Consider the following 13,565-nt stretch of genomic DNA (forward strand, 5'->3'; position numbering starts at 1 on the left):
ATGCGGGCCGTTTTTTCGTATCTATTTGGCGTTGCATCATGAATTCCTCGGGAGGAATTGGGCTGTGGAGGCCAGAGCGGTTTCTTCAGTTCTGGCCATCTGATAGGCTTGCGTTTTGCAAACCTTTTCAGCGCGAACCGGCCAAGCAATCTTGGGGCTGCTCGCATCACCCCGACGGAAATGAAATATCTGGTGCCCTGGAGGCAGTTCGTTTCTCCGCCCGCTATTCTCCGCTTTTTTCGCGGTCATCGGGTGGATCTTCCTGATTCAGGCCTCGCCTGTCGCCGGTCAAGAACCGTCGGATGGTTTTGAAGCGATCGCGACGGTTGCCTTTCCGCCAGAGATTCTCGAAGAGCCGATCGTTTCTCGCGAAGGCTATTTTCAGCTGACTTGGGCGTTGGAGGGAGTCCCGGATTTCGAAGGGACATTTCGCGTCTCAGAATTGAGCGATCGCGAAACGGAATCCGTTGGCGACGGCTTATCGGATGGTCAGCAGGCGTTGCAGTCAACGTCGCAAGACTTCGAGTCCACTTCTCCGCAGCGCGTCGTTTATGAAGGCGCACTTCCGATTGCATTTGTATCGGGACTTCCGGACGGAACCTATCGCTACCGCGTTGAAGCGTTGGATGCAAATGGAGTCTTGATCGCAAGTTCAGACGTTCCCGCGACGGTACAAGTTTCGCATTGGCCGGTGTGGCAAGCGATGGTGCTGTTGGTGATTGGTGCGATTGTGTTTTTGGCCGTCATCTTTGTGATCGTTCGAGGCACGTGGATGCACCGTCCCGCAAGCTCGCTCACCTCTTCATCTCCCAGGGATCCGGCACTCGAGGAACCATCGGAAGGAAGCCGATCATGAACCATGTGTTGTTGGCAGAATCCGGGTCCATCCTCAGTGCTCAATCCGGATACATCCTGCTGGCCATCTTTGGCGTCCTATGGATTGCCCTGGGATGGTGGTGGGGCCGTCAAGCGAAGTCGTACGACGGATTCGCGGTGGCGGGACGAAACGTCGGGCTCGCCATGGGCACCGCGACGGCTGTGGCGACTTGGATCACATCCAACACAACCATGTTGGCGCCCCAGTACGCACTGCAACTTGGGATTTGGGGAGCACTGGCATACTCCACGGCCAGCTTCGGGCTGTTTGCGTTCGCTCCCATGAGCGGCCGCATTCGGCAGTTGATGCCGAAGGGGTACACCGCGGTCGAATTCATGCGTCGTCGCTATGGTTGGTTGGGAACGATTCCGTTTTTGATTATCTCGTTGTTCTATGCGGTGACGTGGCTGGTCTCGATGTCGATGGCGGGCGGCAAGCTGCTGAATGTGTTGTCGGGTATCCCCTACGAGCACGGGATGACGGTGGTTGTTCTGGTCTGTGTGGCCTACACGTTGTTCGGCGGAATGTATGCGGTCATCGGGACGGATTTCATTCAAAGCCTGATCATTTTGGTGGGGCTTGTCGTCGTCGCGATTGCAGTTCTGACTCAGGTTGAAATTCGCGAGGTTCACGAGAGGCTCAACGAAGAGCGACCGATGTTGCTTTCTGCGTTTTTCCCCGCCGCTTTGATGGCGCTCTTCAACAACATGCTGTTTGGTTTTGGTGAGATCTTCCACAGCAATGTGTGGTGGAGCCGCGCGTTTGCGTTGCGGGAGGGTGTCGGGCCGAAGGCTTACGCACTGGGCGGTGTGCTGTGGTTGCCCGTCCCGATCGTGGCGGGCTTCTTGGGGCTTGCCGCTCCGGCGCTGGGCATCGGAATCAGTGAACCCGACACGGCGGGCCCGTTGGTGGCCGCCACGCTGCTGGGAACCGGCGGCGCGTTGTTGGTTTTTGTGGTCGTTTTCTGTTCGCTTGCTTCCAGCATTGATAGTTTGCTGGCGGCGACATCGGACTTGATCGTCAACGACATCGCCGAACCGATTCAGGTTCGAGTGACCAAGCGGCACGTAAGTGACCCGTCCAAGCGAAAATTATCTGCGATTGCAATCGTCGGTTTGGGAGCACTGGCTTGGATCGCGGCGCTTCCGAATGTGGGCTCGTTGGCGACGGTCCTTTTCTTTGCTGGTCCCATGGTTGGCAGCTGCATTTGGCCGATTTTGTGCGGTTTGTACTTTCGCCGGGCCAGCCCCATCGCGGCGTGTGCGTCGATGGTTCTGGGCAGCGCGATCGGATTGGTGGCCTATTTCCAAATTGGTTGGTTCACGGCATCTTTGATCGGTGCGGCAGTTTCGGGCGTGACGTTTGCCGTCTGCTGTCAGATTTGGCCGGACGACTTTGAATTCGCAACTTTGGCGGACGACTGAACCCATGTTTTCGGTTTTCTTCTTACAATTTCTTGTGATTGGCAGTCTGGTGCTTTGTGTCATCGGCGTAGCGGTGCTGATCGGATTTTTATGGATCGACTTGCGCGACAAGCAAATCTGGTAGTCCAATGAATTCACTTTCCAATCAACAAGTTTCCGAAGCTTTGAGCTCGTCGGCGGCCAACTCCAAAGGTAAGAAGTTGTCGTCGTTGTCGTTGCTGGATGCATTCGATGGCAACATCGACCGTGAAACGCTGAAGGCTCTCGCCGGGCAGTCAATTCTCAATCCACGTCAGTTTGATCGACGTACCATTTTGGCGATTGCGCAGTTGGCGGCGCTGCTTGAGTCTCGCAACGTCGAAATGGACAAGCCGCTGGATGGGAAGATCGCCATCACGGCTTTCTTCGAACCCAGCACCCGAACTCGGTTGTCGTTTGAAAGTGCCGTGCAGCGACTGGATGGAAAAGTCCTCTCGGTGCCTGATGGGCAGGTCACCGGCATCGCCAAAGGTGAATCGCTGGCCGACATCGGCGAGATGTTCAATACCTACGGCGACGTCGTCATCATGCGGCACCCCGACACAGACAGCATGGACGAGATTCAGAAAAATCTGCAACGTCCACTGATTAACGCCGGCAATGGATCGGGACATCACCCAACCCAAGCCTTGATTGACTGGTACGCACTGCTGAAGTGGCGTCCCGAGTTGCACTCGGATCAGTGCCCGCCCGAAAAACGTGTTCACCTCGGCATCATCGGAACCCCTGGATCGATGCGGGCGGTGAAGAGCTTCCTGCGTTTGTCGCTGATGTTCACGGGCGCTGTCAGCAAGATCACTTTGGTTAGTGAGATGGCGGACCCGGTTGGTTTGGATTTGACCGAACCGATCGAACAGTCGCCGATTCCGATCGAGATCACGAACGATGTTCAGGAAGTCCTTCCGCAACTGGATGTGGTTTATGTGAACTCGATCGCGTTTTTGGGCGACAGTTATCGCAACCTGGACTCTCGTTACAGTCTCGATGTGAGCAGCCCGTTCAAAGATGGTGCCGTTGTCCTGCACCCGCTCGCTCGCAATGCTGAATTGAGCGAAGACTTGGACGAAACCGAACACAATCTCTACTTCGCCCAGGCGGCTGGCGCGGTATTTGTTCGGCAAGCTCTCTTGGCGGCCGTTTTGGATCGAACCGACCGAATCAGCGGCATTTAGATCGCGGCGTTCGATCCTTTCTTTCAATCCATCTCTACGAAACACCAACACCATTTATGTGTGGCATCACCGGATTTTGGAATCCATCTCGCACCAACGAACGCGAATTGCGTTTCTCGCTCGACCGCATGCTCGACGTTTTGGACCACCGAGGTCCTGACGAGCGTGGCAGTCGTTTCTTTCAGGAACGCGGGTTGGCGATGGGACACACTCGGTTGTCGATCATTGGATTGGCGTGCGGGCACCAACCGATCGAAACCGACGATGGTGACTACGCGGTCACGGTCAACGGCGAGTTGTATGACTACAAACGCATTCGCACGGCGCTTGCCTGCGAAGACTACAAATGCGATGGAAAGAGTGACAGTGCGATCACGCTGCCGTTGTACCTGAAGCATGATCTCGCGATGGTCGACCACCTTCGTGGTGAGTTTGCCGTTGTACTTTACGACGACCGCAAAGAACGCCTGATCCTGATTCGCGACCGCTTTGGAGTGAAGCCGCTTTATTATGCGGTCAAAGACAACGGAATCGTTTGGGGATCCGAAGTCAAATCCATTCTGCAGCACCCTGACATCGAACCGCGGTTGTGCCCGAAGGCTGCTGTTCACCAAATGATGCAAGTGATGGTGCCGGGATCGACCGCGTTCGAAGGCGTCGACGCTTTGTTGCCCGGCCACATGTTGGTGGTTCAGCGCAACGGTGATTCGTTGGAAGTTCAAACCAAACGCTGGTGGGATTTCGAATTTCCCGAATCGCACGATGAGAACGCAGATCCGGAACCGTTCGTCCAAGGTGTCCAAGATCGCTTGATCGATGCCGTTGCAGCACGTTTGGAGGCTGACGTTTCGGTCGGATGTTATCTGTCCGGCGGGATCGACAGTTGCTCGATCATCGGGCTGGCCACGACGCTGCAACAGTCGCCTGTCAAAGCGTTCACGATCGCTTTCGATAGCGACGAATATGATGAATCAAACATCGCGAAACGGATGGCGGAACGAACGGGGGCCGAGCAAGAGCTGCTGCGGCTCACTGAGAAAGAGCTTTACGGGCCCGCGTTCGAACGAGCGACTTGGCACGCCGAGCGGACTTTTTACAACACGTTGGCGGTTGCCAAATGGCACATGAGTCGCCGTGTTCGGGCTTGTAATTATAAAGCCGTGATCACCGGCGAAGGCAGCGACGAGCTGTTCGGCGGCTACCCGTTCTTCAAGCGGGATTGGCTGGGCCGTGACGACGAAGGCGGCATCTTTGCGGGCGCGATTCTGGCCGAAGAAGACTTGCAGCACAGTGCCTGGCAAGACTTGTGTGGGTTCACCCCGTCGTGGATTCAGCCCTGGATGTTAGTGCTGAAGCGATTCGAGCCGATCTTGTCTTCATCGCTGACGGATTTGTTGCGGGAATATGATCCGGTCGGCGAAGTCGCCAACGCGATCGACCCGGCTCAAGTTCGCGGTCGTCATCGTTTGGACGTGTCGCAGTACACGTGGAGCAAAACGATGCTGGAGGGTCAGATCCTGACTTGGGGCGGTGACCGAATGGACATGGCGAACAGCATGGAAGCCCGCCCGGCATTCCTGGATCATCATGTTGCTGAGTACGCGACGACGATTCCGCCGAACATCCGAATTCGCAATGGCGTCGAAAAATGGGTGCTTCGCGAAGCAATGGTCAACGTCTTGCCACGCGAATTGTACGAACGCAAAAAGTTCGCTTTCATGGCACCGCCCGCCCACACCGACCCCGTCAAACGTGCCGCGGTTCAGGAAATGATCGACCATTGGCTGACGCCGTCGCGTGTCGATTCGGTTGGGTTCTTCCAGCACGACAAGTTGATGCAGTTCATCGATGACGCTTGGAAAGAAACAGATGGGACGATCGCTCGTCGAAACGACATCGTCATGAACCACGTGTTGCAACTGCACATGCTGCACGGTCAGTACGTCGAAGGTCTGCCGTTGCCGGCAGTGGATTGATTGCCATGCAAGTGAATTTGGAACGGATCAAAGCCGATATTCTGGAACTATCGCAGATCGGTCGGAACTCCGATGACCATGGCATTTACCGGATGGCGTTCACGGACGCTGACATCGAAGGGAAACGCTGGCTGATCGACCGAATTGAAGCGACTGGCTTGCCAACTTCGATCGATGGTGCGGCGAATATCTCAGCGACTCTTTCCGGCAAGACCGATCTGCCGCGCGTGTTGGTCGGATCGCACATCGACACCGTGCCCTGTGCCGGCGCACTGGATGGAACGCTGGGCGTGGTGGCTGGACTGGAATGCCTCCGCTGCTTGAAGGAATCCGGGGCCCAGCTTGATCGGACAATCGAGTTGGTTGCCTTCAGCGATGAAGAAGGCCGGTTTGGCGGGATGTTTGGATCACAATCCGTTTGTGGCCAAATCAACCCGGAAATGATCGCAACGATGACGGACATGAACGGCGTTCCTTTGCAGGACGAAATGTCACGGCATGGTTACGACCCAGTCGCAGCTTTGGACGCCGCGAGAGACCCCGAGAGTCTGCATTGCTACTTGGAAATGCACATCGAGCAGGGGCCGGTGCTGGATCGATTGCACAAATCTGTCGGGGTCGTCGACCAAATCACAGGTTTGTTCACTTGGTCGGTGCGACTCAAAGGTGAGGCCAATCACGCGGGCACGACGCCGATGGACATGCGACACGACGCCTTCATGGGACTAGCGGACTTTGCTCATGAAGTCCCGCGGATTTTGGAGGAGAACGGCAGTGACCGAAGTCGTGCAACGATCGGCAAGGCTCAGATCCTTCCCGGGGCGACCAACACGGTGCCGGGCTTGGTGGAGTTTGCCTTGGATGTTCGCGACACGTCGATGGACGTGTTGGAAGATCTGGCGGACGCCTTTCGAAAAGCTCTATCGGCGATCGCACGCCGCCGCAGTTTGATGTTCGAGTTCGAGCAGAAAAGTTTGATCAGCCCGGTGCAGTGCGGCGGTCAGATCGTGAAAACGATTCAGCAGCAAACCGAAAAATTGCAGCTCGAATACGAAATCATGCCCAGTGGGGCTGCCCACGACGCCCAAATCATGGGAAGAATGATCCCGGTAGGTATGATCTTTGTCCCCAGCAAGTCCGGACAAAGTCACTCGCCCGCGGAATGGACCGCGTGGCAGGACATCGAGGCGGGAGCCAACGTCTTGCTCCATTCACTCGCCGAATTGTCCGGCAAACCAGATTGACCGCTTTGAAAGCCCTCCATGAATGAATTCGCACCGCACGACGAGCACCCAGATCCCCTTCGCGAAATTTATCACGAGTCGTTCGTCGACAATCCCGCTCACGGCGAATTCCTGGTCGGCCGGCACACGGCGCTACTGTGCATTGATTTGCAGTATCTCGATGCGGCACCGGGCTGCGGTGTTTTTGCCGAAGGGAACAACCACGGCGTGTCTCCCGAAGGCCAGAAGTACTACTTCGATCGGTTGAGTGACACGGTGCTGCCCAACGTGCGGCGTTTGCAGGAAGCGTTTCGCCGCCGCAATTTGGAAGTCATCCACACTCGCATTCAGTCGCTCACGCAGGACGGACGCGATCGCGGGAAAGGGCACAAGCGGCTGGACCTGCTTGCGGCACCCGGTTCACGCGAGGCGGAGTTCTTGGTGGAGGTGGCTCCTCAACCAGATCGAGATGAAATCATTATCAATAAGACCGCCAGCGGCGTGTTCAGTTCGACGAACCTGCACTACGTGCTCAAGAACATGGGCATCGAATCTTTGTTCGTGGTCGGCGTTTACACCAACGAATGCGTCGAGACCACGGTTCGCGACGCTTGTGATTTGGGGTACCTGGTGACCGTCGTGGAGGACTGCTGTGCGACCGTGACGCCGGAATTGCACAACGCCACACTGGCAACGCTCCGCGACCGCTACGCCCGAGTCATGACGATCGGCGAAGTCATCCAAACCGTCGTGAACCTGATCCCAGCCAAAACCGACGCCTGATTATCGCGATGCACTCCGTCGTCACGTGACACGCGACTAAGCTAAGCTGGTAGCAAGCCGATCTGGATCCGGTAGCTTAGTGTTTGCGAGTTCGTTGGATCCAATCGGTGCTGGGGATAGAACTACGCGGTAGGAACTGAGATTTTGAATTACAAACGCGGCATAGTGTTCGTGGTGATCGTCGCGGTCGTCGGCTGGTTTGGGTACAGCATGATGCAAACGAAACGCGACGATGATCGGTTTCGTGATTTGGTGAAGAGCCAGCAACAGCGAAAGAGCAGCGAGGCGGAGTCGTCGGCTTTGCTGGAGGCAACCAAAGTCACCGCCCCGCCTAGCGACATGTTGGTGAACTTGATTCCCGGGAACGTCTGGTTCGTTGGGAAATACGAAGATGGCGGCGGTGTCGAGATTCCATTCCGCCCCGGCGAGTCTCCGCAGAAAACGGACGACATAACTCCCCACCACGAAAACCCCGGATTCGTCGGCCCCGAGCAGTGTCAGGAATGCCATCGCGAGAAGTATCAGTCGTTTCTCGCAACGGGGCACTACAAGACATGTCGCCCAGTCAACGAGCTAACAATCGACGGAATCTTTGATTCCGGCGGCAATCGCTTTCAAACTTCCGATCCCAATGTGTCTTTCGAGATGATTCAGCAAGGGGATGAGTTTCTACAGCGAGCCCACTTCTTCGACTGGAGCTTTGACGTCCCGATGGAGATCATCATGGGGTCGTCCAAAATGGCTCAGACCTATCTGTATTGGCACAGGGACGGGCTCTACCAACACAACGTGACGCACATCACCGATGGCGATCAATGGATCAATAGCCCTGGTTACATTGACGGGGATGCCGCCTATGCCCGGCCGATCCCGCAGCGTTGCCTCGATTGCCACATGACGTACTTTGATTTTCGTGGCGAGAAGAATCACTACACGCCAGGTTCTTTGATCATGGGTGTGACCTGCGAACGGTGTCATGGGCCGGCAAAGGATCATGTGGATTTCCACCGGGATAATCGGGACGCTCTTGAAGCCGTCGGGATCACCAATCCGGCTGAATTAGAGCGTCAGCTTCAAATGGACATTTGTGGGCAGTGTCATGGTGGCTCGCGGGAACTGAAGGGCGACGCGCTTAGTTTCCGTCCGGGCGATCCGTTGGAGGAGCATTACTATCCTCCTGATGAAGAAGCCGATGCGAAGAACAGCGTGCACACCAGCAATCAGTTGAATCGATTGTCTCAAAGTGAGTGCTTCCGGCAATCTCAGATGACCTGCATCGATTGCCATGACCCTCACCACAATGAACGAGGGAACGAAGTCCTGTTCTCGAGCCGGTGCATGAACTGTCATGAGAGCGAGAGTGATTGCGGTTACTACCCGCACGAAGGTGTGAACTTTGCCGAGAACTGTGTCGACTGCCACATGCCACGTCGGTCAACGGAAAAGTTGCGGTTGGAGAGCGTGCAGGGCGATGTCTTCCCCCCGCTTCGCGATCACTACATTCGCGTCGACCAAGCTGCGACCGAGCGATTCCTGAATGGATCGGAAGATGATGACTAGTCGTGTCGTTTGACTCGATAGTTTGAAGCCTGAGCAACGACTCTCTGTATGAGCGATCTCATTTCAGCAGCGCATCAAAAAACCTCGCCCGCGGGATGCGAGCGAGGTTTCGATTGTTACTGAACTTTGTGACTTCTAAGTCTTAAAGTTCGATGTCAACGACTTCTTTGACGTCACGTGTTCCGAGGGCACCCCAGACTCCGTATGGACTCTGCGATCCAGGTGGAAGTCCAGGTCCATTTCGGCAGACGGTGCTTGCCTCCAGGTTGCCCGTGTCGATGCTGTCCGTGATGAACTTCACCGCACCGTCACCCATCAGCACGTGAGCACCACCAGCGTGACGACTGCCGGCAGTCGAGATCACCCCAGAGTGGTTGCCATCGTTGTTGGAGTGAACGCAGTTGGCACCGTTTGGCGCTAGGATGGTATGGAACGCCGTGTAGTACGGTCGCGAATCAGCCCAGCGAGCGTGCTTGGCTTGCGACAAGCTTCCGCTGACGGTTGCACTTGGGTCGTAGAACTGTGGACGTGTCGGATCGATGTGAGCACCAGACGCACAACGAGCTGGGATCAGGATCGTGTTGTTCGGATTCGCCATCGCGGTGATGTTTCGAACAAAGTCTGCATTGATTTCTCTCTTGCCACCCGAAGTGACAACTTCACCAGCGGCGATTGTATTGGACAGACCATCCAAGACGTCGCGGAATTGGGTCTTGTTACGATTCCAAAAGAAACCACGTTGTGCAGCACGTGCACGAGTCACGGCCCAGTTTTCATCACGGTTGTTTTGATTGCCGAAGTATCCGTAATCGTTGACGCCACCATTATGACCGCGGTCCACTGCATCACCAACCGAACATGCGTAGTTCGAACGTGCGAGTTGACCAGGACCTTGGGCTGCTCCCGTGTCACTGGGGCAACGATAGGCAGGCACCTGAGTGACCCAAGGGACGTACCGAGTTTGCCATGGGCATGCACCCATCGCTGGCCAAGCACCATTCACGCTACCAGGCAAAGTTTGCCCTGGTGTGACATTCGTGCTGGGGTTTGAGATCTGCTCCCACAATCCTTGCTGTTCGATGTAGGGCAGAACAGGAACAAGCCAACTCAGGAAAAGGCGATTGCTCTGGTTCGTGGCATCGGACATGCCGATTTCACGCTTCGTGCCAGTTCCGTTTGTTGGAACTTGGTTGAAGGCACTGTGGTAGTTGTGAATCGCAAGCCCGATTTGCTTGAAATTATTACTGCACGACATACGCCGTGCTGCCTCTCGAGCGGCCTGAACAGCAGGCAGCAAGAGACCGACGAGGACGCCAATGATGGCGATGACGACCAAAAGTTCCACCAGTGTGAAACCTGATCGTGTGCGATGAGTTCTTTGCATGGAAGACTCTCCTAAGGAAGACAAGCACTTAAACGGGGAAAGAAAACCCCCAAATGGAGAGCCGAGGTTAGCATTTCAATGTGGCTTAGTGGAGCCTGAGGTTCAATTTACGCCCTCTTAAGGTTGCGTTGGTTCACGTTAAATGTGAAGCGCCGGATTTCGGTGTGAGCAGCAAAGGTGGCTGCTTGAGCGTTTTCGTGAACGGGGGGTAGGGGTTTTGACACTCGTGTTTGATTGGCGTTCTGCCACGCAGTGAGTTTTCAATGTTCGATTAGCCGTCGAGGACATCCATCGCTCGGTCATTTCGCGAGACTTCATCGGCTGTTGTCAACGACGGATCGTAATCAGCCAATCGCTATCGATGCAGAGGCAAGACGATAGCGAGCAACACGGCCACAACCAGAATCGCAGCCACCAATGCGATTTAGGGTGTGCTCAATGTTGATTGGATTGCATCCTGGATCTCCGGTGCATAACCCGATATCCAAATGGCTCGGCCCGCATCATTGAGATGGCAGTGATCATCAAAGAGTGTTTCGCCAGGAATGCCATGTGGTTCCGCGTTGGCGATCATTGATTCAACATCGACGATAGGCAGCGAATACTCGTCGGCCAGATTTTTTAGGATGTTGTTTTCTAACTCGCTGCATTGATGCCGGCCTGTCGTTTCGGCCAAGATCTGCTTTGCAAGCTGAAGACCTTCGTCCTTCTTTCCGTCTTTCCAGAGTTCGTACACCCGTTGATATCTCGCCGCCGCTTCGCGAGGTAAGTAGGGCTGAAGCAAGTTGGATGAAACGGTGCCCATGATGACTGGGATCTGCTGGTTCTTCGTTGTCGTCAGAATCAATTTCAGGTTGTGTTCGAAGCTCTGCATGCGTTCTTGCACATCTTGCTCACCAAAATCATGTGACCAGGCTCGGGCAAAGTTGGAATCGCTGACTGGTTCCTCGCGGGCCAGCAGTCGTTGGTTGTGTTCTTTCTCGAGACGGTCGACTTCGTAGTCGGCTCGACGATCGCGAAGGAACCTGATGATCGCTGAGTGGCTGATCGTTCGTTCGAATGACAGTTTGTCCACGCCGGAAAGCGAGAGCTGTTCAACCTCCTCGAATTCGTTGTGACCCGTGTAAAGAAGCATCAGGTCGGGTTGGTACTCCAGCATCTCACGCATGACCAACACCAACCGATGACTTCCGTAGGCCAAGCCGCCGCAGTTGATGATCTCGATCTGTTTGGATTCGCTGCTGAGTTGACGTTCCAATTGCTCGAATTCAGGCTCGAGGTAATTCACCGACGAACCACCCAGAGCCACGACCCGAAAAACGTCCGCTGGCTTTTCACGAAGGAACCGTTGTTTCACAAAGCTGACACGCTTGGCCGGATCGGTTTCCATGTAACCCGGGTGGATCTTCGAATCGATGAAAATGCGGCTGTCGTCGTTGAACCCGAGTCCGAAATCGACATGGCGCGGCGGCCAAAAGATCTCCATCGCACGGAAACTGATTTCGGCGACGCAAAAGAATGACAGGGTGACAAAGGCGCTGAAAGCGATCCGCTTCTTCAGGCTGAGCCGGACTCGATTTTGATTCATGGTTCGGTCATCGTCGGGCGTGGCATTCAACGGCAGGTAGAGGTGACGTAGGTGGCAGTGAAGCACATGGGATTGAAACGGACAGATTGTAGCGGAACAACCGGATTGGTCCTGCCATTGGCGATCGCCGCATGAGCTGGGAAGGGCGAGTCACGCCTTAACAATCGATTTGCGATTGATACGAAAAAACCTCGCCCGCAGATTGCGAGCGAGGTTTCGATTGTTGATGAACTTTATGACTTCGAAGTCTTAGAGTTCGTAGTCAACGACTTCTTTGACGTCACGTGTTCCGAGTGCACCCCAGACTCCGTATGGACTCTGTGATCCTGGCGGCAAGGCTGGTCCATCTCGACCGACTGTGCTTGACTCGAGGTTGCCTGTGTCGATGCTTTCCGTGATGAACTTCACGGCACCGTCACCCATCAACACGTGAGCACCGCCTGCGTGACGACTGCCCGCAGTTGAGATCACGCCTGAGTGGTTACCATCGCCACCGTCGTGCACGCAGTTGGCGTCGTTTGGCGCCAGGATTGTGTGGAAGGCGGTGTAATAGGGTCGCGCGTCCGCCCAGCGTGCGTGCTTGGCTTGAGACAAACTTCCGCTGACATTTGCACTTGGGGCGTAGAACTGGGGACGCGTCGGATCGATGTGCGCCCCTTCTTTGCAGCGTGCGGGAATCAAAACGGTCTCGTTTGGATTCAACATCGTGGTGATGTTCCGAACAAAGTCAGCATTGATTTCTCGCTTGCCGCCCGAAGTGACAACTTCGCCCGCAGCGATCGTGTTTGACAGACCGTCGAGAACGTCGCGGAACTGGATCTTGTTACGGTTCCAGAAGAAACCACGTTGTCCGGCACGTGCACGAGTCACGGCCCAATCTTCGTCTCGGTTGTTTTGGTTTCCGAAGTAACCGAAGTCATTCACACCGCCATTGTGACCTCGGTCAACCGCATCGCCGACCGAACATGCGTAGTTCGAACGTGCGAGTTGACCAGGGCCTTGAGCCGATCCAGCATCGCTGGGGCAGCGATAGGCGGGGATTTGAGTGACCCAAGGAACATAGGTCGTTTGCCAAGGGCAAGGTCCCATTGCAGGCCAAGCGCCATTCACACTGCCAGGCAAGGCTTGCCCGCGTGTGACTTCTGTGCTTGGGTTTGAGATTTGCTCCCAAAGTCCTTGCTGCTCGATGTATGGCAGGACCGGAACCAACCAGCTCAAGAACAGACGGTTACTTTGGTTGGTACCGTCGGTCATGCTAATTTCTTGCTTTGTACCGGTTCCGTTCGTTGGAATTTGGTTGAAAGCACTGTGGTAGTTGTGAATCGCAAGCCCAAGCTGCTTGAAATTGTTGCTGCACGACATGCGTCGTGCTGCCTCTCGAGCTGCTTGAACAGCTGGCAAAAGGAGGCCGACGAGGACGCCAATGATGGCGATGACGACCAACAGTTCCACCAAGGTGAAACCTGATCGCGAGCGATGAGTTCTTTGCATTGAAGATGCTCCTGAAGAAAGCAAAGGGACGAAAGGGGAAGATAAAAC

At 55.3% G+C, this 13,565-nt stretch carries 10 protein-coding genes; 7 read left to right on the forward strand and 3 right to left on the reverse strand.

Annotation, left to right across the window (positions count from 1 at the left end; genetic code table 11):
• The first annotated feature begins 442 nt into the window (after positions 1-442).
• The 7 genes from CEE69_RS26695 to CEE69_RS26725 all read left to right on the forward strand — a co-directional run bounded on the left by CEE69_RS26695 (position 443) and on the right by CEE69_RS26725 (position 9,054).
• Positions 443-856: a hypothetical protein gene (locus CEE69_RS26695; protein ID WP_233215679.1), complete on the forward strand. Its 414-nt coding sequence runs from the start codon at positions 443-445 to the stop codon at positions 854-856.
• Complete coding sequence (locus CEE69_RS26700; protein WP_099263630.1) at positions 853-2,301, forward strand: sodium:solute symporter family protein; 1,449 nt, start codon at positions 853-855, stop codon at positions 2,299-2,301. Before CEE69_RS26695 ends, CEE69_RS26700 begins: the two co-directional genes overlap by 4 nt.
• 128 nt (positions 2,302-2,429) lie before the next feature.
• Positions 2,430-3,512, forward strand: coding sequence for an aspartate/ornithine carbamoyltransferase family protein (locus tag CEE69_RS26705; RefSeq protein ID WP_099263631.1), 1,083 nt, complete (start codon positions 2,430-2,432; stop codon positions 3,510-3,512).
• 56 nt (positions 3,513-3,568) lie between these two features.
• On the forward strand, positions 3,569-5,488 hold the full coding sequence (asnB, locus tag CEE69_RS26710; RefSeq protein WP_099263632.1) for an asparagine synthase (glutamine-hydrolyzing): 1,920 nt from the start codon (positions 3,569-3,571) through the stop codon (positions 5,486-5,488).
• 5 nt (positions 5,489-5,493) lie between these two features.
• Positions 5,494-6,732 carry a Zn-dependent hydrolase gene (locus CEE69_RS26715; protein WP_099263633.1) on the forward strand — a complete coding sequence of 413 codons (1,239 nt, stop codon included), beginning with the start codon at positions 5,494-5,496 and terminating at the stop codon, positions 6,730-6,732.
• A gap of 18 nt (positions 6,733-6,750) precedes the next feature.
• Positions 6,751-7,494, forward strand: a complete 744-nt coding sequence (locus CEE69_RS26720; RefSeq protein WP_099263634.1) for a cysteine hydrolase family protein — start codon at positions 6,751-6,753, stop codon at positions 7,492-7,494.
• Positions 7,495-7,638: 144 nt separating this feature from the next.
• Entirely contained in the window at positions 7,639-9,054 is a 1,416-nt protein-coding gene (locus CEE69_RS26725; RefSeq protein WP_099263635.1) for a multiheme c-type cytochrome, read from the forward strand.
• Between the two features lie 142 nt (positions 9,055-9,196).
• On the opposite strand, the gene CEE69_RS26730 is transcribed toward CEE69_RS26725, so the two are convergent.
• The 3 genes from CEE69_RS26730 to CEE69_RS26740 all read right to left on the reverse strand — a co-directional run bounded on the left by CEE69_RS26730 (position 9,197) and on the right by CEE69_RS26740 (position 13,517).
• The gene (locus CEE69_RS26730) at positions 9,197-10,438 is read right to left on the reverse strand and encodes a DUF1559 domain-containing protein (protein WP_099263636.1); all 1,242 of its coding nucleotides are present in this window, start codon (positions 10,436-10,438) and stop codon (positions 9,197-9,199) included.
• Positions 10,439-10,862: 424 nt separating this feature from the next.
• Positions 10,863-12,026, reverse strand: coding sequence for an SGNH/GDSL hydrolase family protein (locus CEE69_RS26735; protein ID WP_233215680.1), 1,164 nt, complete (start codon positions 12,024-12,026; stop codon positions 10,863-10,865).
• Between the two features lie 249 nt (positions 12,027-12,275).
• A complete protein-coding gene (locus CEE69_RS26740) occupies positions 12,276-13,517 on the reverse strand; it encodes a DUF1559 domain-containing protein (protein ID WP_099263659.1) in 1,242 nt (413 codons plus the stop codon).
• Positions 13,518-13,565: the final 48 nt, after the last annotated feature.

The organism is Rhodopirellula bahusiensis, from assembly GCF_002727185.1.
Taxonomy (GTDB): Bacteria; Planctomycetota; Planctomycetia; order Pirellulales; family Pirellulaceae; genus Rhodopirellula; species Rhodopirellula bahusiensis.